The organism is Streptomyces sp. NPDC054757, from assembly GCF_053612185.1.
Window position 1 is genome coordinate 18,785 of record NZ_JBSHBW010000051.1, and the last position, 21,921, is coordinate 40,705.

Consider the following 21,921-nt stretch of genomic DNA (forward strand, 5'->3'; position numbering starts at 1 on the left):
TCAGCAGCCACCGCAGTTGTAGAACGTGACATCCCAGTGGCTGCCCTCGTCCGCGTACACATTGCCCGCGCCGGACTTCCACTGCGGGTAGCCGTCACCGCGCAGACCGATGTACGTGAACGTGTTCTTGACGTAGTTCGTCAGACAGGTCGTCTTGCCGATGTCGAGCTTGTAGCCGTTCCAGTGGGAGTACGTGCCGGACGCATGGCCGGTCTCGGTGCCGCCCGTGATGTTCATGGCACAGCCGAGTGCGCCCTTGAGGGTCTGGGCGCCCTGCGCGGTGGCCAGGTTGAGCTGGTCGAAAGAGGTGCAGGTCGCCACGGACCGGTCGGAGCAACCGCCGGACGACGACCAGGTGATGCCGGACGAGCGGAACATCGAAGTGGCCGTCGCATGGCTGATCTTGGTGGCGGCGAAGGCGTCGGTGGCGCCCCCGATGACGCCGGTACCCGGAGCGAACAGCACGCCGATGACGAGCGCGAGCGCGGCGAGCACCGGACGGAGCGGGCGCGCCGTACGGACCTCGCCGCCTCGGCCTGCCGGGCGGAGCGGGCGGATCTTCATGGGTTTCCCTCCTGCTGATGACCGTGATGACCGTGATGGAACGGGTTGTTCATGGGCCGGCTGTGCAGGTGGAGCGGGACAGATGGTGCCGCAGCTCTACGCGCGTCCGCCAGAGGGCGTCCTCCCCGCATCCCGCTCCCGGCGGATCCCTGTCGGACAGAGATGTTGAATTTTGAACCAGATATGCCTACAGTGCATCTGGTTGAAGGTTAAACAACCTTGATCGCGACCGCAGCCACCACCCGAGGAGGAGCCATGGCTCTGTTCAACCGCAAGTCCCCCGCCGCCCCGGCCGCCACCACCACCCTCCCGGTGGACCCCGCCCTGGCCGCCCTGTCCGGTGACTACAGCATCGACCCGGCACACAGCTCCATCGGCTTCACCGTGCGCCACGCCATGGTGACCAACGTGCGCGGCTCCTTCACCGAGCACGAGGGCACCCTGCACCTGGACGGCTCCGACCCGGCGAAGTCCACCGCGGCCATCGACATCCGCATCGAGAGCATCGACACCGGGATGGCGGACCGCGACGGCCATCTGCGCAGCGGCGACTTCTTCGACGCCGAGCAGTTCCCGCACATGACGTTCCGCTCCACGCGCGCCGAGCAGCTCGGCGGCGACGCGTACCGCATCGTCGGCGACCTGACCATCAAGGACGTCACCAAGCCGCTCTCCATCGACCTGGAGTTCCACGGCGCGGCCACCGACGTCTACGGCAACCAGCGCGTCGGCTTCGAGGGCAGCACCGAGATCCTCCGCTCCGACTGGGGCCTGACCTGGAACGCCGCACTGGAGACCGGTGGCGTCATGGTCAGCGACAAGGTCAAGCTGACCTTCGACATCTCGGCGATCAAGACGGCCTGACCCGGCGCGGCGGTCCTCGCGGCGACCCGGACTCGACCGGTTACGCCGTCCCGCCCTCGGCCGGTCAGACCGGCCCGCCCGGCCCGGACACCCGAGTCGCCCCGGTCACGGCCCGGTTGCCGCTCCCCGCTCGCGCCGGTGCGCCGCGACCCGCTCCCGGGTGGCACACCGGCGCGAGCAGTACCGGCGGGCCGGACCGCTCCCCTCCACGACGAAGACGTTCGCACAGCCCCGCCCGGCGCAGACCGCGCCGGGCGGGCGCTGGCGGTCCCAGAGGCGGACGGCCAGCGCCAGACAGGACGACGCGAGGAACCACTCGCCCCACGGCGCGTCGTCCCGGCGGTCCAGATGCGGATGCCAGGGCGTGGTGCCGTCGTGCGAGGTGAGGCGCAGACGTCCCGTACTGCGCCGCAGCAGCCTGTTCACGGCTGATGCGGCGGCGGCGGTCCCCTCAGCCGTGAAGACCTCGCGCAGCGCACGGGCCGACGCGCGCAGGCCGTCCATGTCGCGTGCGGAGAGGGCGAGTTCACCGGTCTCGCCGTGAGCGCGCAGCACCTCGGCCACCTGCCCCGGCGTCGCCGCCTCCAGGCTCAGGACGTTGATCAGAGCGGCGGTCCGCTCCAGAGTCTCGTTCGGCGTGAGCACCCGGCCACGGTAACGCATCTGGCGCGTAATTGAGTTACGTACGTAACGTGGCCGCCATGCAGAAGCGTTACGCACTGGTCCGCTACACCGCCGGGGCGGTGGCGGCGCGTACCGGTGACGAGATGTCGGGGCCCGCCCTGCTGCTGGCCGGGCTCGCGGTCACCGGTTCGGCCTCGGCCGCCTCCGCGCTCCTCGCCGGTCTCACGGTCTCGGCCGCGGTCGGCGGCCCCGTCCTCGGCGTGTTCCTGGACCGCGCGGCGCGCCCCGGCCGCCTGCTGGCCTGCGCGCTCGCGCTCTACGCCGGGACGCTGGGCGCTCTGCTGCTGGGTCTGGGCCGGATACCCGTCGGCTGTGTCGTACTGGTCGCGGCGGCGGGCGGGCTGCTCGGGCCCGCGCTCTCGGGCGGCTGGACCGCCCAACTGCCGCGCGTCGTCACCGCCTGCGCGCTGCCCCGCGCGAACACCCTCGACGCGATGACGTTCGGCCTGGCGAGCCTGGCCGGCCCTGCCCTGGCCGGAGCCGTCGCGGCGTCGGCGGGGGCGTCCAGCGGTGTGGCGGTGTCGGCCGGGCTGATCTGCCTGGCTGTTCCGGCCGCGTGGATGCTGCCCGGACGGAGCGGTACGGAAAGGACTGCCGCACGGCGGCGGGTCCGCAGCGACCTCACCGCCGGATTCCGCGCCATCGCCCGCTCCCCCGCCCTGGCCCGCGCGACCACCGCGTCCGTCATCTCCTGTGCGGGCGGCGGTGTACTGCTCGCCTGCACCCCGCTGCTCGGGGAGCGGGTGTTCGGCGGGGCGGACCGGGGTGCGGCCCTGCTCACCACCACCGCCTGCGCCGCCCTCGCGGCGAACGCCCTGCTCTCCCGCCGTCATCGGCCGCCGCGCCCGGAGACGGTCGTCCGGCTCAGCACGCTGGTTCTGGCGGCAGCCCCGCTGCTCGCGGCGACCGGCCGTCCGGTACCGGTCGCCGTATCCGCCGTTCTCGCCGGAATCGGTGAAGGCCCCCAGCTCACCGCCCTGTTCGCGATCCGCCACCGGGAGGCGCCCGAGCGATTGCGCGGCCAGATCTTCACCACGGGCGCCAGCCTCAAACTCACCGGTTTCGCCCTCGGCTCGGCAGCCGCCGGACCGCTCGCCGCCCGGTCGCTGCCGGGCGCCCTGCTGACAGCGGCCGGGGTTCAGCTGCTCGCCGCGCTTTGCTCATCGCGGGGCGCCCGGCGCGCTCGCGGCGACCGCACCGCGGCGGCCGCCCGTGTCAGGACGCCGGGTGGGGGCCGGGCCCGGTGATGCGGGCGAGCCAGCGGAGCAGCAGAGCGGTTTCCACCGGTTCGAGGGCGTCGGTGCCGTTCAGCTCCAGCTGGGCGTGCAGGCGCAGGGCGGCCGAGTGCAGGGGGTCGCCCTCGTCGTGTGCGGCGGGCCGGGTGAGCACCCGGGAGAACACGGCGTCACGCATCAGGTGCGACACCGTGGAGTCCTCGAACAGCGCCGGCACGGCGATGTGGTGGAGCGTGATGCCGACGTTCGCGGAGAGGATCAGCTCGGCGGCGGTGCCCGGTTCGGTTCTGAGGGCGCCCACCGCCGCGCACCGGACGAGCGCCGCCACGAGCAGGTCGAACACGCGCTGCCGGGCGGTGGAGTGGGACCAGGGCCGGGGTGTGAACATCAGCTGGTAGAGCGCCGGATTGTCCTTCGCGAAGGCCAGGTGGCCGTCCCATCCGGCCAGCAGGTCGGCCACCGGGTCCCCGGTCTGCTCCTGGGCCGCCTTGAGCGCGGCATACCGCTCATATCCGTGGTCGGCCACCGCGTCGAGGAGTCCGCGCTTGTCGCCGAACAACCGGTAGAGGACCGGCTGGGTCACGCCGACGGCTTCGCAGACCGCACGGGTGGCCACGTCGTGGTCCGAAGAGCCCGCCAGTTGCCGCAGCGCGGCTTCGGTCATTGCCGCTCGGATCGTTCCGTCCGTATCCATGAAATCAACGATACGCCATGTGACTAGCGTCGATAAAGAACCCGTGCTAGCGTCGCCATATCGTCGATTTCGCACATCGGTATCGCCGATACGGAAGGAGAGCTATGAACGAGCAGCGTGTCGCCCTGGTCACGGGCGGCTCCCGGGGGATCGGACGGGCGACAGCGATCACCCTCGGCACCCGCGGCTACGCCGTCGCGGTGGGATTCGCGGGGTCGGCCGGCGCCGCACAGGAGGTGGTCGGGACCATTTCGGCCGCCGGCGGCCGGGCCGTACCGGTACAGGCCGACGTGGCCGACGAGCACGCGGTCGCGGCCGCTTTCGACTCGGCGGAGAAGGAGTTCGGCGGCGTCGACGTCGTGGTGAACTCCGCGGGCCGGATGGGCCTGTCACCCATCGCGGACCTCGATCTCACCGTCCTGGACGACCTGTACCGCACCAACATCCGCGGCACCTTCGTCGTGGCCAGGGAGGCGGCTCGCCGCGTACGTGACGGAGGCGCCGTCGTCAGTCTGTCCACGTCGGTGCTGGGGCTGCAGTTCCCCCAGTACGGCGCCTACGCCGCCAGCAAGGGGGCGGTGGAGGCGATGACGCTCATCCTCGCGCGGGAGCTGAGGGGCCGCGACATCACGGTCAACGCGGTCGCCCCGGGCCCCACGGCCACCGAGCTGTTCTTCGAGGGCAAGGACGAGGCCACGATCGAGCGCCTCGCCAAGCAGCCCCCGCTGGAGCGGCTCGGCACCCCCGAGGACATCGCCGAGGTCGTCGCCTTCCTGGCCGGCCCCGCGGGGCACTGGGTCAACGGGCAGGTCCTGCGTGCCAACGGCGGGATCGTCTGACACCCGGCGGCCACACCCCCGCCCCGCTGCCGCCCCACCTCTCCGACTCACTCAACACCCCATCAGAGAACAGGAATCACCATGCCTTTCGCCAACCTCAAGGTGCCCGCCGAAACCCTGACGCAGGAGTCGAAGAAGAAGCTCGTCGACGCCGTCACGGACGCGTACGCCGATGTCTACGGTGAGCGCGCCCGCGCCACCACCCTCGTGGTGATCGACGAGGTCCCCGACGGGGGCTGGAGCGTGGGCGGCACCATCCTCACGGCCGAGATGCTCGGCAGGAGCTGAGACCCGACGGCGGGGCGGACGTCGTGGCGCCCGCCCCGCCACCCGGGCCACCGGGCCCGTACCGACCGCCGCCCCGGACGCCTGGGCAGCCTTCCCCGCCGAGCCCCGCCACCGGACGCATACGCTCCTCCTCGTCGTCGTGCGCACCGGTACGGCGGCGCGGAGGAGGAGGCACCACCCATGCAGCAGGAGACAGCGGCGCCCCGGGCGGACATACCGCAGGACACACGCCAGAAGGTCCCGCAGGACACCCGGCCGGACACACGGCAGGACGACGCCCCGCAGGACCCCCGGCCGGACGCTTCGGCGCGCAAGCAGCGGTTGCGAAGACGCCTGGAGCGGCTGATCGGCATCGCCGCCACCGAGGGCAATGAGCTGGTCCCGCTGCGCAACGGGGACGAGATCTTCCCCGCCATGCTGGACGCCGTCCGTGCCGCCGAGCACACCATCGACCTGATGACCTTCGTCTACTGGCGCGGGCAGATCGCCCACGACTTCGCGACGGCCCTGGCGGACCGCGCGCGGGCCGGTGTCCGGGTGCGGCTCCTGCTCGACGGCTTCGGCGCCAAGGAGATCGAGCAGGAGCTGCTCGACGCCATGGACAGCGCCGGGGTGCAGGTCGCGTGGTTCCGTAAGCCCACCCGGCTCTCACCGTTCAAGCAGAACCACCGCTGCCACCGCAAGGCGCTCGTCGTGGACGAGCACACCGCCTTCACCGGGGGCGTCGGCATCGCCGAGGAGTGGTGCGGGGACGCACGGGACTCCACCGAGTGGCGCGACACCCATGTACGGCTGCGCGGGCCCGCCGTCGACGGGGTCGCCGCCGCCTTCGCGCAGAACTGGGCGGAGTGCCACGACGAGCTGTACGACGACCGCGACCGCTTCACCGAGCACGCCCAGCCCGGCGACGCCACCGTCCAGGTGGTGCGCGGCTCGGCCAGCTTCGGCTGGCAGGACCTCCAGACTCTCATCCGCGTGATGCTCACATCGGCCGAGGAGCGCTTCCGGCTGGCCACCGCCTACTTCGCACCGGACACCTACTTCATCGAGTTGCTGTGCGCGACGGCCCGCCGGGGTGTCCGGGTCGAGATCCTGCTGCCGGGCCCGCACACCGACCAGCGCGCCTGCCGGCTGGCGGGGCGGCACCACTACGCGGCTCTGCTGGCCGCCGGTGTCGAGATCCGCGAGTACCGGCCCACCATGCTGCACACCAAGATCATCACGGTCGACCGGGTGGCGTCCCTGATCGGCTCGACCAACTTCAACCGCCGCTCCCTCGAACACGACGAGGAGGTCATGCTCGCGGTCCTGGACGAGACGTTCACCACGGCGCTCGACTCCGACTTCGACGCCGATCTGAAGCGCAGCGAGGCCATCGACCCCGCCCGCTGGGACCGTCGCGCGCTGTCCGAGCGGCTGCGGGAAGCGGCCGTGATCCCCATCAGGCACTTCCTCTGAGCGGGCGGCCGGGTACGGTACCTGCGGTCGCTCGCCAAGACGGCGACAACGTGTGATCATTGCTGGATGACAACTGTTAGCGTGCCTTCGGACCAGAGCGGCGAGCCGGACGGCGTGTCCTGCTTCGAGCAGGGCGCCGTAACCGTGGTCGCACCGTCCGGAGAGATCGACATCGACGCGGCCCCACCGGTCCGCGAGGCCATCGCGGGCGCGTTCCACACCGGGAGACCGGTGGTGCTCGACCTGTCCCGGGTCACCTTCGCGGACTCCAGCGCGCTGAACCTGCTGCTCTGGGCCAACTCCACCGGGACGTTCTGCCTGGCGGGCCCGGTGCACCAGCAGGTGCAGCGCCTCTTCGACGTCACCGGGGTGGAGGAGATCTTCACCACCGCGCCCACCCTCCCCGAAGCGCTGGCCGTCGTGGCGGACGCGGAGGAGAAGATCTAGGGTCGCCCGGGTCAGCCGCGTCCGACCCAGTCGACACAGACCACCAAAGCATCATCGGCGAGCGGCGCGTTGTCGCGGTAGGCGGCCAGTTCGCGCAGCACCGCCCGCGGCACCTGCGAAGGCGGCAGAAAGCGGGTCGAGCCCAGGGAGCGGGCCAGGGCCCGCTCCCCGTACACCTCACCGCCGGCCGACCTGGTGTCGTACACGCCGTCGCTCCCGAAGAGCAGCCGGTCGCCGCCGCGCACCTGGAAGCGCTGGCTGGTGTACGAGGTGTCCTCGAACATGCCGAGCGGCAACTGGGCCTCGAAAGGGATCGGTTCGACCGCTCCGTCGCGCATCCGCCAGACCCGGGGCGAACCGGCGTCCACCACCTCGGCCTCGCCCGTCGCCAGATCGAAACTCATCAGAAGTACGGAGACATGCGCATCGCCCCGGTACTGCCCGTAGACGGCCTGGTCGGCCAGGTACGCCTGGTCCGCGAGGCCCACGCCCGCGCGGCGCGCGTTGCGCAGGGCGTTGGTCGCGAGGCTGGTGAGCAGCGACGCCTCGATCCCGGTTCCCCAGCCGTTGGTCACGATGAGCTGGAGGGTGTCGGCGGAGACCGTCCAGTCGTAGGTGTCGCCGAAAATGGCGTAGGCGGGCTCCAGATGGGCGCCGAGCGAGAACTCCGGACGGTCGACCGAGTGCCCCGGCAGCAGCTGCCACTGCACCTCGGCGGCGAGGGTGAGCCGGGTGGCCCGGCGGGCCACGACATACAGATCGGTGTCGCGTTCGGCGACCAGGATCTCGTGCCCGAGGGCTTCGCAGATGTGTACCAGCTCCGGCAGTACGGCCTCTTCGTACCGCTCGTCGGGGATGCTCACCGACAGCGTGCCCATCCGGTCGCCGCGAATGGTGACGGGCAGATGGACGATCACCACCCCGCTGCCCCGGACCCGCTCCAGATACGGCTCCTGCGCTCCGAACGCACGGCCCTGCGGGCTGTCGTGGATCGGTACGGGATCCGTGGCGAGGGGTACGGTCTCGACCACCTGCAAGGTGGCGACGGCGTAGTCGGCCATGCGCAGCACCACACTGACGGCACCGCAGTGCTCACGCAGAGCGTCGGTGACGACATCGGCCAGCAAGTGGGGTGCAGCCGACCGCAGCGCGCGCTCCACCGCTGTGAAACTGTCCACAGTCGCGATGATGGCACACCCGGACGACCGGCCGCCCCTTGTGGCGAACGGTCTGCGGACAGCCTCCGTCCACTATGCGGACGGCCCGTCACCGCACACGGCTTGCGCCGCGATCACGCCCTCGCTGTAATGGCTGCCGCAAAGGAAGTGGAACGGTCGCTGCTTGGATCCGCACCGCGGTCGGCAAGCCCCACAGGACCACGGAACCGAGGAGTTCGGAAGCACATGAAGGACAGACCTGGTCCGGCCGGAATACGCGACGAGGCCGACGGCCCGTCCGCGTCGCACCGCTCGACCGGCGCACGGTGAGTCAAACGCCGCACAGCGGCGGCGGCAGGTGGTTCCGTCGGGGGTCCACCGCGTACGGGAGCACCCCCGAGCCCATGACGCCCGGCGTGCCCGCCCCCGGGCCCCCTCCGCCGCTCGGCGCGCAGCCCGCAGCCCCTCAGCAGTGGGCCCCGCAGGACGCGCACGACAGCGGGGCTCAGCAGTGGGCCCCGCAGGACGCGCACGACAGCGGGCGGGACACCGAGCTGATCCGGGCCAGCCTCGCGGTGGTCGAACCGCAGGTCGAGGAGATAGCGGTCTACTTCTACGCCATCCTCTTCGCCCGGTACCCGGCGGTTCGTGAACTCTTCCCCGCCAATATGGATGTGCAGCGCGACCGGCTGCTCCGGGCACTGCTGCGGATCGTCGAACTGGTCGACGATCCCGACAGCCTGACGCGCTTCTGCGCCCATCTGGGCCGGGACCACCGCAAGTTCGGCACTCAGCGCGCCCATTACCCGGCGGTCGGCGAGTGCCTCATAGAGTCGCTGGCCCGGTTCGCGGGCCCGGCCTGGACCGCGGAGATCTCCGGTGCCTGGGAGCGTGCGTACGGGGCGGTCGCGGACATCATGGTGCGCTCCGCCGAGCAGGACGCCCAGTACAACCCGGCGGTCTGGAACGCGGTGGTGACCGGGCATGTGCGCCACCCCAGCGGTATCGCGGAGATCACCGTGCGGCCCGACCAGCCCTACGCCTACACCGCGGGTCAGTATCTGAGCCTGGAGTCGCCGTGGTGGCCCCGGGAGTGGCGGCACTACTCCCCGGCCCACGCACCGCGCGAGGACTCGTCCCTGACCTTCCACGTCCGGGCGGTCACGGGCGGCCGGGTCAGCCAGGCGCTCGTCGACCACACGGCCGTCGGCGACCAGCTGCGGCTCGGCCCGCCCCAGGGGGACATGGCCATCGACCCCGGCTCCCGCGACGACCTGCTCTGTGTGGCGGGCGGCACCGGGCTCGCCCCCATCCGGGCCCTCGTCGAGGAGGTGGCCCGGCAGGGCATCTCGCACCGGCGCAGTGTGGACCTGTTCGTCGGCGCCAGAACGGCCGAAGAGCTGTACGGACTCGACGACATGCTCCGGATGAGCCAGCGCCATCCCTGGCTCACCGTGCGTGCGGCGGTCTCCCAGCAGAACATCGTGGGCCGCACCGGCTCCCTGCCCCAGGTGCTGGCCGAGTTCGGCCCCTGGCACCGGCACGAGGCGTACCTCAGCGGCCCCCAGCAGATGATCTCCGCCGCAGCCGATGTCCTGCTCCAGCGGGGTCTCGCTCCGGAGAAGCTGCACTACGACCCATGGGGTGCGCCCGCGCTCGCCTCGTCACTGCGCCGTGCCCGCGCCGGTGCCCGTGCCCAGGAGGAAGACGATCAGCTGTGACCACCTATGAGGACTCGTTCGGCTCCGCAGGGGAGCGGCTGCTCCAGGAGGCGCTGGGAACCGGGGAGCGTGCGTCCGGCTTCTACGAGCGGCAGATGCGCCCCTGCCTCACCCCGGCCATGATGGACTTCATCGCACGGCAGTACATGGTGTTCCTCTCCACGGCGGACGCGCACGGCGAGTGCGACGCGAGTTTCCGCTCGGGGCCGCCCGGGTTCGTCGTCGCGCTCGACGACCACACGCTCACCTACCCCGAGTACCGCGGCAACGGGGTGGTGGCCAGCGCGGGCAACATCACCGAGAACCCGCACCTCGGGATGCTCTTCATCGACTTCACCGAGCACCACATAGGGCTGCACGTGAACGGGCGGGCCCAGGTCCTTTCGGCCCACGACCACTACGCCCTCTATCCGCACCTGCCCCGCGACACCGCGCCCGGCAGGCAGCCGCAGATGTGGATCCATCTGTCGGTCGACGAGGCGTACGTCCACTGCTCCAAGCACATCCCCCATCTGGAGCCCGCGCCCCGGCAGCGCACCTCGCCCGCGCAGCGTCCCAAGGACTCCGAGTACTTCACCGGGGAGCGGCGGCCGGTGGCGTATCCCACGCCGCCGTCCTACCCCGGGGGGTACGCCGAGCCGTCCTCGTACCCGGCCGCTCCCCCGCCTCCCGCGGCTCCGCCCGCCCCCGCCCGGCACGCCGCCGGCAGCGGGAACGCCCCCGGGGCGCCCGCACGCACGCGGCGTGAGCGTCTCCTGAAGCTTCTGCGCTGACCGCCCGCGCGCATGAAACACTGGCTGAATGGCTCTGTCCGGTAAAGCCTCGGCCCCGCGGTCCCCCCAGGCCGCCGACGTGGCGTCCGAGGTCATCGAGCTGCTGGAAGTGCTCTGGGAACACGGCCGGGACGCGGTATCCCCCGCGCCCGCCTCCGCGTCCCAGCTGAGAGTCCTGTACACGCTGGACCGGGAGGAAGGCATCAACCAGCGCTCGCTGGGCGAGGTGCTGGGTGCCGCGCCGTCGTCCGTCAGCCGGCTCTGCGACCGGCTCCAGGCGCTCGGCTTCGTGGAGCGCTCGCCCAGCCCGGTGAGCCGGCGCGAGCTGGAGCTCCGGCTCACCCCGCAGGGCCGCACCTATCTGCGGGATCTGCGGGCCCGGCGCGAGGAAGCCCTGCTGGCGTCCATCGCGGCCATGCCGCCCGCCGCCCAGCGGGCCCTGGTCGAGGGCCTGACCGGTTTCCGGCGCTCCCTGGAGACCACATCGCCGGTGCGGGCGCCGGAGCGGAGCGACTCCCGTGGGCGGGCCCACGGGATGTCCGCCTGAGGGCTGTCCCGTACCCCGGAGGGCGCAGGACGACAGCTGCGGCGCCGCGCCCCGTCGTCTCCCGGGCCGGGCCCGGCCGGTGGCGGGCTGCTACTCGGCCGGTTCCACCCCGGCCCGCAGCAGACCGTAGGTGTACGCGTCCTCCAGGGCCTGCCAGGACGCGGCGATGACGTTCTCCGCGACGCCGACCGTCGACCACTCCGCCTCGCCGTCGCTGGTGGTGATCAGCACGCGGGTGGTCGAGTCGGTGCCGTGCCTGCCCTCCAGGATGCGGACCTTGTAGTCCGTCAGCTCCAGCTTGGCGAGCTGCGGGTAGATCCGCTCCAGGCCGACCCGCAGCGCCCGGTCGAGTGCGTTGACCGGGCCGTTGCCCTCCGCCGTCGCGACGATACGCTCGCTCTTGGCCCACAGCTTCACCGTCGCCTCGTTGGCGTGGGTGCCGTCCGGACGGTTCTCCACGATGGCGCGCCAGGACTCGACCCGGAAGTACCGGCGGGCCCGGCCCTCGGCCTCCTCGCGGAGCAGCAGTTCGAAGGAGGCGTCAGCGGCCTCGTAGGTGTAGCCCTGGAGCTCGCGCTCCTTGACGCGCTCGACGACCCGGGCGACCAGTTCGCGGTCGCCGCCCAGGTCGATGCCGAGCTCCTTGCCCTTGAGCTCGATCGAGGCACGGCCCGCCATGTCGGAGACCAGCATCCGCATGGTGTTGCCGACCTGCTCGGGGGCGATGTGCTGGTAGAGGTCCGGGTCGACCTTGATCGCGGAGGCATGCAGCCCCGCCTTGTGCGCGAAGGCGGAGACGCCCACGTACGGCTGGTGGGTGGAGGGAGTGAGGTTGACGACCTCGGCGATGGCGTGCGAGATACGGGTCATCTCGGGCAGCGAGCCCTCGGGGAGTACGGACTTGCCGTACTTCAGCTCCAGAGCGGCCACGACGGGGAAAAGGTTGGCGTTGCCGACGCGCTCCCCGTAGCCGTTGGCCGTGCACTGCACATGGGTGGCGCCCGCGTCGACGGCGGCGAGGGTGTTGGCGACGGCGCAGCCGGTGTCGTCCTGGGTGTGGATGCCCAGGCGTGCGCCGGTGTCGGCGAGGACCGTGGCCACGACGGCCTGGATCTGGGCGGGCAGCATCCCGCCGTTGGTGTCGCAGAGGATGACGACATCGGCGCCGGCCTCGGCCGCCGCGCGTACGACGGACTTGGCGTACTCCGGGTTGACCTTGTACCCGTCGAAGAAGTGCTCGCAGTCGAGGAAGACGCGGCGGCCCTGGGCCCGGAGGTAGGAGACGGAGTCGCGCACCATCGCCAGGTTCTCGTCGAGCGTGGTGCGCAGCGCCAGTTCCACATGGCGGTCGTGGGACTTGGCGACCAGCGTGATGACCGGGGCGCCGGACTCCAGGAGCGCGTTGAGCTGCGGGTCCTCCTCGGCGGGGGTGTGCGGCCTGCGGGTGGCGCCGAAGGCCACCAGCTGCGCGTGCCTGAAGTCGATCTCCTGCCGCGCGCGGGCGAAGAACTCCGTGTCGCGGGGGTTGGCGCCGGGCCAGCCGCCCTCGATGAATCCCACGCCGAAGTCGTCGAGGTGCCGGGCGATCGTCAGCTTGTCCGAGACGGTGAGGTTGATGCCTTCGCGCTGTGCGCCGTCGCGGAGCGTCGTGTCGAAGACATGGAAGCTGTCGTCCGTGGCCTTGGCCTCTGTGGTCATGCTGATCTGACTCCTGTCGGATGGGTGGATCCGGAATGTCTGGCTCCACTTGCCCCCATCTTCGCGTGCGCCTCGTTCCGGGCCGAGGTGGGGCCCGTAAACGAAAAAACCCCTCGCGGGTGCGAAGGGTTAGCGCGCGGGTCTGGGGCACGGTGGCCGCGCCGTACGGGTTGGTACGGGTGCGGTCACTGCGGACCGGCGCGCCTGCTGCCGATAATCATGGCGAACGAGGACACGCCCGCAGTCTGCCACACCGTCCACTCCCCATAGAGGGAATCTCACGATGCGGTCAAGTCTCCCCGCGGGCGCGGCGCGCACCACGTCCGCGGGACCGGGCCGCGCGGTCCGGCTCACAGCGCGGAAGGGCTCGCCTCCCCCAGGGTTCCGGGCGTCCGGGCGGTGGCGCCTTCGGCTGTGCCCCGGTTCAGATCGATGTCGCGGGTTTCCCGCATCGTGAGATAGACCACCAGCGAGACCGCCGCGCACCCGGCCACGTACCAGTAGAAACCCGACTCGGCGCCGGCCTTCTTGAACCAGAGCGCCACATACTCCGCGGTGCCTCCGAAGAGCGCGTTGGCCACCGCGTACGGCAGGGCGACCCCCAGCGCGCGGATCCCGGTCGGGAAGAGCTCGGCCTTCACACAGGCGTTGATCGAGGTGTAACCGGTGACGATGAGCAGCGCGAGCAGCGCCAGGCCGAAGGCCGGCCAGAACGTGCCCGCGTGCTTGAGCATCATCATGATCGGCACGGTCAGGAAGGTGGAGCCGACCGCGAACACGATGAGCAGCGGACGGCGTCCGATCCGGTCCGAGAGGATGCCCGCCAACGGCTGGATACACATGAAGATGAAGAGCGCGCAGAAGCTCACCAGCGAGGCGGTGGACTTCGGCATTCCGGCGCTGGAGGAGAGGAACTTGGTGAGGTACGTCGTGTACGTGTAATAGGCGACGGTGCCGCCCATCGTCAGGGCCATCACAAGGACGGCCTCCCGGCGGTGTGCCCAGAGCGCCCGGAGCGTGCCGCGGCTCTCGTCGGCCGCCGCACCGGACTCCGCGTACACCTCGGTCTCCAGGAGCGAGCGCCGCAGATAGAAGACGACGGCCGCGCCGACGGCGCCCACGATGAACGGGATGCGCCAGCCCCAGCTGTGCAGGGCGTCCTCGGACAGGGTGCGCTGGAGGAGGATCTGCATCCCCAGGCCCACGAGTTGGCCCGCGGTCATCGACACGTACTGGAAGCTGGAGGCGAATCCACGCCGGCCGGGGGCGGACGCCTCGGTGAGATAGGTGGCGCTGGCCGCGTACTCACCGCCGACGGAGAGCCCCTGGAGCAGCCGGGCGACCAGCAGGACGGCGACGCCGCCGTACCCGGCGACCGCGTAGGTGGGGGCGACCGCGATGAGGATCGCCGACGCGGACATCAGGGTGACGGTGAGGGTCAGTGCCGCCTTGCGGCCCCTGCGGTCGCCGATCCGGCCGAGCAGCCAGCCGCCGACGGGCCGCATGAAGAAGCCGACGGCGAAGATGCCCATGGTGTTCATGAGGTTCGCGGTCTCGTTCCCCTCCGGGAAGAACGCGTCGGCGAAGTACACCGCGAAGGTGGCGTACACGAACCAGTCGAACCACTCGACCATGTTGCCGGCCGAACCGACCCAGACCTTCTTCCACTGCTCTCGTCCCATGGGGGTTCACGGTGGCGCAGCCGCCTGACGGCCCACAAGAGGGCCGCACGCAACGATCACGCGTACTTGTGTGCGTTGCGTTCCCGTCCGGCCGCGCTCCGCGCAGCACCGGATCAGCCGGGCGGAGCGAGCGCCTCGTCGATGAACTCACCGATGTGGGCGAGGACCTGGGGCCGCCCGGAGCCCGGGAGCCCCATCGCCACATGGGTACTGAAACCGTCCAGCAGGGCCCTTATCCGCGTCGCGAACCGCTCGGTGTCGACCGCGCGCAGCTCACCGCGTGACGCCCCCTCGACCAGCAGGGCGACCAGATCACGGTGCCAGGACAGTTCGATGTCGAGCAGCCGGGCGCGGGTGTCGTCGTCCACGCCGTGCGCCCGGTTCCACAGTTCGAGCCAGAGCGACCAGTGCGGGTCACGGGGGCCCGCGGGGATGTACAGATCGACATACGCGTCGAGCCGTTCGCGGACCGGTACCTGCCGGGCGAGCGCCGAGCGGCGGTCCATGCCGAGCAGTTCCTCGCTCCATTCGAGGGTCTGGAGCAGCAGTTCGTCCTTGGTGCGGAAGTAGTACAGGAGGTGCCCGCTGCTCATCCCGACCTCACGGCCGAGCCCCGCCATGGTGAGCTTCTCCAGGCCGCCGTCGGCGATGCTGGCCATGGCGGCGGCCAGCAGGCTCTCGCGGGGCGGGGCGTTCTTGCGCGCGCGGGCCGCCGGTTCGTTCATGGAGCCCAGAATATGGGACCCGCCGGCGGCCGCCGCGGGCTCGTCCTGGTCCCGGGCTCCGTGGCCTCCGTCCCGCTCCGTGGGCCGTGTCCTAGGCGCCGTCCACCAGCGGCTGCTGCTGGGTGATGCAGTGGATGCCGCCGCCGCCCGCGAAGATCGTCCGGGCGTCGACCTGGACGACGGTCCGCTCCGGGAAGAGCCGCCGGAAGACCGCGGCCGCCTCCTCGTCCCGGGGATCGCCGAACGAGCAGAGCACCACACCGCCGTTGCAGAGGTAGTGGTTGATGTACGAGTAGTCGGCCCAGCCCCCGTCCGCCTCCAGGACGGTGGGGGCCTGGACCTCCACCACCTCCAGCGGGCGGCCCTTCGCGTCGGTCTCGGCGCGCAGCTGGGCCACGATCCCCTTGCACAGATCGTGGTCGGGGTGTGCGGGGTCGGGCTGGGTGTGGGCGACGACCACGCCGGGGCGCGCGAACGCGGCCACGATGTCGACATGTCCCCGGGTCCCGAACTCGCCGTAGTCGCCGCTGAGTCCGCGCGGCAGCCAGATCGCCTTCGTGGTGCCGAGCCGGGTGTGGATCTCGGCCTCTACCTGTTCCCGGGTCCAGCCGGGGTTGCGCTCGGCGCCCAGCTGGACGGTCTCGGTCAGCAGGACCGTGCCTTCGCCGTCGACATGGATCGCACCGCCCTCGTTGACGAGATCCGATGAGAGGGTCCGCGCCCCGGCCAGGTCGGAGACGTACGCACCGATCTTGGCGTCGTGGCCCCAGCGGGCCCAGGACTGGGCGCCCCAGCCGTTGAACGTCCAGTCCACCGCGGCCAGCCGTTCGCCGTCGGTGACGAAGGTCGGGCCGATGTCCCGCATCCAGGCGTCGTCCAGGTCCCGCTCGACCAGCTCGACGTCCGGTCCGAGCAGCGCGCGGGCGTCCGCCGACTGGCCGGGGCCGGTCACCATCGTCACCGGCTCGAAGCGGCGCACCGCCCGCGCCACAGCCGCCCACGCCTCACGCGCCCGCGCCAGACCCGCCGCGTCGTCGAAGGTCGGGTTCGGGCCGGGCCAGGCCATCCAGGTGCGCTCGTGCGGGGCCCACTCGGGCGGCATTCGGAACATGGCGGGGTCCTCCGGGAGATCGGACGGCAGGGATGAACCGGCGGGGAGACCGGTGCGGGCCGCGGTAGGGCGGATCACAGGAAGTACAGCCGGTTGAGCGAGACCGAATCGGCGGGCCGGGACTCCAGCGGGTCGCCGTCGAGTGTGACCAGACCCGTGCGCTGGTCCACATCCACCTGTCCGGTACGGGAGTTGAGCCGCAGGTCGGCCGGGCCGATGCCCCGGGTGCCGCGTACGGCGACGCGCCGGCGGCGGGTCGGCATGTGGTCGCTGCCCAGGTCGATGGCGGCCTGGGCCACGAAGGCCACTCCGAGGTCCGCGGGGGCCGCCCCGTAGGAGCCGAAGAGCGGTCCGAGGATCAGCGGCTCACAGGTGTCGGTCGCGGCGTTGGGGTCGCCGGTCACCCCGTACGCCGGGAAGCCCGATTTGAGGACGAGCTGCGGCTTCGCGCCGAAGGAGTCGGGGCGCCACAGCACGATGTCCGCGAGCTTGCCGGTCTCGATGGAGCCGATCTCGTGGGCGAGGCCGTGGGCGATCGCCGGGTTGATGGTCAGCTTCGCCATGTACCGCAGGACACGCTCGTTGTCGTCGTCGCCCTCCGCACCGCGCTCGGCCTTCATCTTCCCGGCCATGGCGAAGGTGCGGCGTACGGTCTCGCCCGCGCGCCCCATGCCCTGGGCGTCCGACGAGGTGATCCCGATGGCACCGAGGTCGTGCAGAACGTCCTCGGCGCCCATCGTCCCGGCGCGGATCCGGTCGCGGGCCATGGCCGCGTCGCCCGGCAGATCGGTCTTGAGGTCGTGTACGGAGACGATCATCCCGTAGTGCTCGGCGACCGCGTCCCGGCCGAACGGCAGCGTCGGGTTGGTGGACGAGCCGATGACGTTGGGCACCCCGGCCATCTTCAACACGTTCGGCACATGGCCGCCGCCGCACCCCTCGATGTGGAAGGCGTGGATCGTACGGCCCTCCAGGACGCTCAGGGTGTCCTCGACCGACAGGCACTCGTTCAGGCCGTCGCTGTGCAGGGCGACCTGGACGTCGTACTCCTCCGCGACGCGCAGCGCGGTGTCCAGGGCGCGGGTGTGCGCGCCCATGTCCTCATGGACCTTGAAGCCGGACGCGCCGCCCTCGGCGAGTGCTTCGACCAGCGGGGCCGGGTCGGACGACGAACCGCGCCCCAGGAAGCCGATGTTGACGGGCCAGGCGTCGAAGGCGTTGAACGCGTGGCGCAGCGCCCAGGGCGAGTTGACCCCGACGCCCCAGACCGGGCCGAACTCCTGGCCGATGATCGTCGTCACCCCGGAGGCGAGCGAGGCCTCCATGATGCGCGGGGAGAGCAGATGGACATGGGCGTCGACGGCGCCCGCGGTGGCGATCAGCCCCTCGCCCGAGACGATCGAGGTGCCGGTGCCCACGACGACATCGACCCCGTCGAGGGTGTCGGGGTTGCCCGCCCGGCCGACCGAGGCGATCCGGCCCTCCCGGATCCCGATGGAGACCTTGCGGATGCCCTGCACCGCGTCGATCACCAGCACATTGCTGATCACGACATCGCAGGTCTCGCGCACGGCGGCGGCCTTGAGGTGCAGTCCGTCGCGGGCGGTCTTGCCGAATCCGGCCAGGAACTCGTCGCCGGGCCGCTGTGCGTCGGACTCGACCCGTACGGTCAGCCCCGAGTCGCCGAGGCGGACCCGGTCTCCCGTGCGGGGCCCGTGCACGGCCGTGTACTCACTCATCGTTCGGCTCCCGTCGTCCGGCTCCCAGATATCCGCAGGCCGCCGCGCGCCGCAGGGCCTCTTCCTTCGCGCCGGGCGCGTCCAGCGGCCCGTCGACCAGACCGGCGAAGCCGATCGCGATCCGGTCGCCGCCGATCGCGATCAGCCCCACCTCCGCGCTCTCGCCCGGCCCGAACCGCACCGACGAGCCGGCCGGTACGCAGAGCCGCATGCCGTAGGCGGCGGCGCGGTCGAAGTCCAGCCGGGGGTTGGCCTCGAAGAAGTGGAAGTGCGAGGTGACGCTGACCGGCACGGACGCGGTGTTGCGCACGGTCAGCGTCCGGTCGGGGACCGGGTCGGGGTAGCCGGGCCCGGACAGCACGGCGCCGGGCGCTTCGTCGCCCAGTGAACCGCCGCCGATGGGGTCGCTGACCACGGCGAGCCGCGACCCGTCGTCGAAGACGGCCTCGACATGCACCTCGGTGACCACATCGGCGACCCCGGGCAGCACATCGCCGGTGCCGAGCACCGCGCGCGCCGCGTCGATCGCCTCCGCGAGGCGCCGCCCGTCACGGGCCGCCTCACAGACCGTGTCGGCGATCAGCGCCGTCGCCTCGGGGACATTGAGCAGCAGTCCGCGCGCCCGGCGCGCCCGCGCCAGCTCCGCGGCGCCGAACAGCAGCAGCCGGTCGCGCTCGGTCGGGGTCAGTCTCACGCCCACTCGCTTCCATCGATCGCCCAGTGATCACTGCTCGTCGCTCATGATCCATCACTTAGAACGCCACTCTAACTTCAAACAACGGTTATAGAAAGAACCAGAACCATTGACATACAAAACCGGAAGACATCAGATTGAGCGGCACTCAAACAGGCGAGCACGCAATCAGACCAGCACTGAAACAGACGAGCGGAGAGTTACCTCGTGCCGATCGAACAGCGCGGAGTCGACACCATCCCCGACGCGGAGCGCACCAGTGGTCCGCGTGATCTCATCAGCATCCTGCTGGGGTCCAACCTCTGCCTGGGAGTGATCATCTTCGGCTGGCTGCCGGTCTCCTTCGGCCTCGGTCTGTGGCCGTCCGTCACCTCCGTCGTCTCCGGCACGGTCGTCGGTACCCTGCTCACCGCGCCGCTCGCCCTGGTCTCCCTGCGGACCGGCACCAACCTCTCCACGTCGAGCGGCGCCCAGTTCGGCGTACGCGGCCGGCTCATCGGCTCCGTCGTCGGTCTGCTGCTCTCGCTCGGATACACCGCGCTGACGCTCTGGACCGGCGGCGACGTGATGACCGGGACCCTGTCCCGGCTGACCGGGCTGCCCGACAGCGGCCTGATGCACGCCCTCGTCTACGCGCTGCTCGCCGCCCTCACCGTCACCGGCGCGGTGTACGGGTACCGGATCCTGCTGCGCCTCAGCAAGGCGCTCGCGCTCGGTATGACGCTCCTGCTGGTGCTCGGACTCTTCGCGTACGCCCCCGACTTCACCACCGCCGCCGCGCCGCACACCGGATATCTGCTCGGCTCCTTCTGGCCCACCTGGTTCCTCTCTGCGGTGGCCGCCGGGCTCAGCGGCCCCATCGCCTTCATCACCCTGCTCGGCGACTACACCCGCTATGTCTCGCCCCGCCGCCACACCTCACAGGCCGTGCTGACCGCCACCTGTTGCGGCCTGGTACTCGGGCTGCTGGTCCCCCAGCTCTTCGGCACGTACACCGCGCTCGCCGCCCGCTCGGCGGCCGACTTCGCGGGTCCGCTCGTCACCGCGTCGCCCGGCTGGTACCTGATCCCGCTGCTGCTCGCCGCGTCGGCGGGCTCGGTCGGCAACGCGGGGCTGATGCTCTACTCGATGGGCCTGGACCTGGACGCGATCCTGCCGCGCGCCACCCGGGCGCGGGCGACCCTGGTGGTGGCCGCCGTCGCCACGCTCTTCGTCTTCGTGGGCCACTTCGCCTGGGACGCGCAGTCGGCGATGACCTCATTCGTCCTGCTGCTCACGGCCATCGGCACGCCATGGGCCGTGATCACCGTCATCGGGTACGTGCGGTGCGGCGGCCAGTACGACTCCGACGCCCTCCAGGTCTTCAACCGCCGCTCCGTGGGCGGGATCTACTGGTACCGCTCGGGCTGGAACGTACGGGCGTCGGTGGCCTGGGCGGCCGGCGCGGCCGTCGGGCTGTGCGCGGTCTCCACCCCGTTCTACGAGGGCCCCCTGCTGCACCTCACCGGCGGGGTGGACTGCAGCTTCCTCTTCTCCGGCGCCGTGGGCGGCCTGGTCCACGCGGCGCTGACCGCACGCACGGCCCCGGCCCGCGCCGCCGTGAAGGACCCCGCGGACCCTTCCGAGACCCCTGCCGGAGCGCTCGCGGAGTTGTAGCGTCATGGCCCATGGACCTGGACCGTGAGATACAGGCTTTCGTCCCCGAACCGGCCCGCGCCGAACGGATCGCCGCCGAGACCGCGGCCGTCACCGCCCGCTGGCCCGACCCCGCGGACCGGCCGCCCCTCTTCGGCGTCCCGGTCGGCGTCAAGGACATCATCCATGTCGACGCCCTGCCCACCAGGGCGGGTTCGGCCCTCCCGCCGGAGGCCCTGGCCGGGCGGCAGGCCACGGTCGTCGACCGGCTGCGCGCGGCGGGAGCGGTGATCGCGGGCAAGACCGTGACGGCCGAGTTCGCGGTCCTGGCCCCGGGCCCGACCCGTAATCCGCGCAACCTCGCGCACACCCCGGGCGGTTCGAGCAGCGGCTCGGCGGCGGCGGTCGCGGCCGGAATGGTGCCGCTGGCCGTGGGGAGCCAGACGGTCGGCTCGATGATCCGCCCGGCCGCGTACTGCGGAGTGGCCGCCTTCAAACCGACGTACGGACGCATCCCGGTCGACGGTGTCCTCGCGAACGCTCCCAGCTTCGACACTCTCGGCCTCTTCGCGGCGGACGTGGCGGGACTGCTGCCCGCGGCAGCGGCGGTCTGCGACAACTGGCGCCCGTACGAGCCGGCGGCGCGCAGCCCGTACGAGCCGACGGCACACACCGCCGCGGCCGGCCCGAGGGCCGCCCTGCCGGTGCTGGCCGTCCCCGAAGGCCCTTACCTGGAGTGCGCGGAACCGGAGGCGCTCGATGTCTTCGCGACCCGGGTGGAGCGGCTGCGCGCGGCGGGGTTCACCGTGCGGCGGATCCCTGTGATGGCCGACTTCGCGCAGGTCAGGGCGCAGCTCTTCACGATGAACCGCTACGAGGTGGCGCGTACGCACACGGAGTGGTTCGCCGAGTACGGCGCGCTCTACCGCCCCGAGACGGTGCGGGCGATCCAGGAGGGCCTGGCCATCACGGAGGTCGACTACGCACGGGCGCAGCGGGAGCGGGTCGCGTTCCGCGACCGGATGGCGTCGGCGATGACCGGCACCGACCTGTGGATCACCCCGTCCGCGACCGGCCCGGCCCCCCTGGGCCTCACCACGACCGGCAGCTCGGTCATGTGCCTCCCGTGGAGCAACGCCGGTCTCCCCTCCCTGACGATCCCGGCCGGTCACGCGGGGAACGGACTACCGCTGGGACTCCAGTGCGTGGGAGCCGCGGGCGCAGACGAACGGGTCCTGGCCTGGGGCACCATGATCGAGACGGCGATCGGGGAGGACTGACAGTGATGATTGCTGTGGCTCCGCTCGGCGGTCTGACCCCAGGACTGACTGGCGCTTCGGCTGTCCTTCCGTGGATTCGTCGGCTG

Annotated in this window: 21 protein-coding genes; 11 read left to right on the top strand and 10 right to left on the bottom strand. The window is 71.4% G+C overall.

Features of this window, described 5'->3' with window-relative positions; genetic code table 11:
• On the bottom strand, positions 1 to 564 hold the full coding sequence (locus ACWGKJ_RS34090) for a hypothetical protein (RefSeq protein WP_385021572.1): 564 nt from the start codon (positions 562 to 564) through the stop codon (positions 1 to 3).
• A gap of 255 nt (positions 565 to 819) precedes the next feature.
• On the opposite strand from ACWGKJ_RS34090, the gene ACWGKJ_RS34095 reads away from it, so the two are divergent.
• On the top strand, positions 820 to 1,428 hold the full coding sequence (locus ACWGKJ_RS34095) for a YceI family protein (protein ID WP_385021569.1): 609 nt from the start codon (positions 820 to 822) through the stop codon (positions 1,426 to 1,428).
• Between the two features lie 105 nt (positions 1,429 to 1,533).
• Here ACWGKJ_RS34095 and ACWGKJ_RS34100 read toward each other — a convergent pair whose 3' ends face one another.
• Positions 1,534 to 2,091, bottom strand: coding sequence for a CGNR zinc finger domain-containing protein (locus ACWGKJ_RS34100; protein ID WP_453315902.1), 558 nt, complete (start codon positions 2,089 to 2,091; stop codon positions 1,534 to 1,536).
• A gap of 38 nt (positions 2,092 to 2,129) precedes the next feature.
• On the opposite strand from ACWGKJ_RS34100, the gene ACWGKJ_RS34105 reads away from it, so the two are divergent.
• Positions 2,130 to 3,359 (top strand): MFS transporter, encoded by a 1,230-nt coding sequence (locus tag ACWGKJ_RS34105; RefSeq protein WP_453315903.1) that lies wholly within the window; start codon positions 2,130 to 2,132, stop codon positions 3,357 to 3,359.
• Here the strand turns inward: ACWGKJ_RS34105 and ACWGKJ_RS34110 are convergent.
• Positions 3,328 to 4,041 (bottom strand): TetR/AcrR family transcriptional regulator, encoded by a 714-nt coding sequence (locus tag ACWGKJ_RS34110; RefSeq protein WP_385032266.1) that lies wholly within the window; start codon positions 4,039 to 4,041, stop codon positions 3,328 to 3,330. The genes ACWGKJ_RS34105 and ACWGKJ_RS34110 overlap by 32 nt on opposite strands.
• Before the next feature lie 104 nt (positions 4,042 to 4,145).
• On the opposite strand from ACWGKJ_RS34110, the gene ACWGKJ_RS34115 reads away from it, so the two are divergent.
• The 4 genes from ACWGKJ_RS34115 (at position 4,146) to ACWGKJ_RS34130 (ending at position 7,073) form a co-directional block, all read left to right on the top strand.
• Positions 4,146 to 4,880, top strand: a complete 735-nt coding sequence (locus ACWGKJ_RS34115) for an SDR family oxidoreductase (RefSeq protein ID WP_385032263.1) — start codon at positions 4,146 to 4,148, stop codon at positions 4,878 to 4,880.
• Positions 4,881 to 4,961: 81 nt separating this feature from the next.
• On the top strand, positions 4,962 to 5,168 hold the full coding sequence (locus ACWGKJ_RS34120; protein WP_385032260.1) for a tautomerase family protein: 207 nt from the start codon (positions 4,962 to 4,964) through the stop codon (positions 5,166 to 5,168).
• A 180-nt stretch (positions 5,169 to 5,348) separates the two neighbouring features.
• The gene (locus tag ACWGKJ_RS34125; RefSeq protein WP_385032257.1) at positions 5,349 to 6,626 is read left to right on the top strand and encodes a phospholipase D-like domain-containing protein; all 1,278 of its coding nucleotides are present in this window, start codon (positions 5,349 to 5,351) and stop codon (positions 6,624 to 6,626) included.
• 66 nt (positions 6,627 to 6,692) lie between these two features.
• Entirely contained in the window at positions 6,693 to 7,073 is a 381-nt protein-coding gene (locus ACWGKJ_RS34130) for an STAS domain-containing protein (RefSeq protein ID WP_385032254.1), read from the top strand.
• A gap of 11 nt (positions 7,074 to 7,084) precedes the next feature.
• On the opposite strand, the gene ACWGKJ_RS34135 is transcribed toward ACWGKJ_RS34130, so the two are convergent.
• Entirely contained in the window at positions 7,085 to 8,251 is a 1,167-nt protein-coding gene (locus tag ACWGKJ_RS34135; protein ID WP_385032251.1) for a PP2C family protein-serine/threonine phosphatase, read from the bottom strand.
• Positions 8,252 to 8,634: 383 nt separating this feature from the next.
• On the opposite strand from ACWGKJ_RS34135, the gene ACWGKJ_RS34140 reads away from it, so the two are divergent.
• From ACWGKJ_RS34140 to ACWGKJ_RS34150, 3 genes are read left to right on the top strand one after another with little or no spacing between them, the layout of a single operon-like run.
• On the top strand, positions 8,635 to 9,951 hold the full coding sequence (locus ACWGKJ_RS34140; protein WP_385032248.1) for a globin domain-containing protein: 1,317 nt from the start codon (positions 8,635 to 8,637) through the stop codon (positions 9,949 to 9,951).
• Positions 9,948 to 10,724, top strand: a complete 777-nt coding sequence (locus ACWGKJ_RS34145) for a pyridoxamine 5'-phosphate oxidase family protein (RefSeq protein WP_385032245.1) — start codon at positions 9,948 to 9,950, stop codon at positions 10,722 to 10,724. The genes ACWGKJ_RS34140 and ACWGKJ_RS34145 overlap by 4 nt, the downstream gene beginning before the upstream one ends.
• A gap of 28 nt (positions 10,725 to 10,752) precedes the next feature.
• On the top strand, positions 10,753 to 11,271 hold the full coding sequence (locus tag ACWGKJ_RS34150; protein WP_385032242.1) for a MarR family winged helix-turn-helix transcriptional regulator: 519 nt from the start codon (positions 10,753 to 10,755) through the stop codon (positions 11,269 to 11,271).
• A gap of 90 nt (positions 11,272 to 11,361) precedes the next feature.
• Here ACWGKJ_RS34150 and cimA read toward each other — a convergent pair whose 3' ends face one another.
• From cimA to ureA, 6 genes are all read right to left on the bottom strand, one after another.
• Positions 11,362 to 12,969 (bottom strand): citramalate synthase, encoded by a 1,608-nt coding sequence (cimA, locus tag ACWGKJ_RS34155; protein WP_385032238.1) that lies wholly within the window; start codon positions 12,967 to 12,969, stop codon positions 11,362 to 11,364.
• Between the two features lie 350 nt (positions 12,970 to 13,319).
• Entirely contained in the window at positions 13,320 to 14,651 is a 1,332-nt protein-coding gene (locus ACWGKJ_RS34160) for an MFS transporter (RefSeq protein WP_385032235.1), read from the bottom strand.
• 113 nt (positions 14,652 to 14,764) lie between these two features.
• On the bottom strand, positions 14,765 to 15,376 hold the full coding sequence (locus tag ACWGKJ_RS34165; RefSeq protein ID WP_385032232.1) for a TetR/AcrR family transcriptional regulator: 612 nt from the start codon (positions 15,374 to 15,376) through the stop codon (positions 14,765 to 14,767).
• A 91-nt stretch (positions 15,377 to 15,467) separates the two neighbouring features.
• The gene (locus ACWGKJ_RS34170) at positions 15,468 to 16,487 is read right to left on the bottom strand and encodes an agmatine deiminase family protein (RefSeq protein WP_385032229.1); all 1,020 of its coding nucleotides are present in this window, start codon (positions 16,485 to 16,487) and stop codon (positions 15,468 to 15,470) included.
• Positions 16,488 to 16,561: 74 nt separating this feature from the next.
• Complete coding sequence (locus ACWGKJ_RS34175; protein WP_385032225.1) at positions 16,562 to 18,226, bottom strand: urease subunit alpha; 1,665 nt, start codon at positions 18,224 to 18,226, stop codon at positions 16,562 to 16,564.
• The gene (gene ureA, locus ACWGKJ_RS34180; protein WP_385032222.1) at positions 18,219 to 18,920 is read right to left on the bottom strand and encodes an urease subunit gamma; all 702 of its coding nucleotides are present in this window, start codon (positions 18,918 to 18,920) and stop codon (positions 18,219 to 18,221) included. The genes ACWGKJ_RS34175 and ureA overlap by 8 nt, the downstream gene beginning before the upstream one ends.
• A 207-nt stretch (positions 18,921 to 19,127) precedes the next feature.
• Between ureA and ACWGKJ_RS34185 the strand changes: the two genes are divergently transcribed.
• Both ACWGKJ_RS34185 and ACWGKJ_RS34190 read left to right on the top strand, forming a co-directional pair.
• Entirely contained in the window at positions 19,128 to 20,576 is a 1,449-nt protein-coding gene (locus ACWGKJ_RS34185; protein WP_385032219.1) for a cytosine permease, read from the top strand.
• Between the two features lie 11 nt (positions 20,577 to 20,587).
• On the top strand, positions 20,588 to 21,835 hold the full coding sequence (locus ACWGKJ_RS34190) for an amidase (protein WP_385032216.1): 1,248 nt from the start codon (positions 20,588 to 20,590) through the stop codon (positions 21,833 to 21,835).
• Positions 21,836 to 21,921 lie beyond the last annotated feature (86 nt).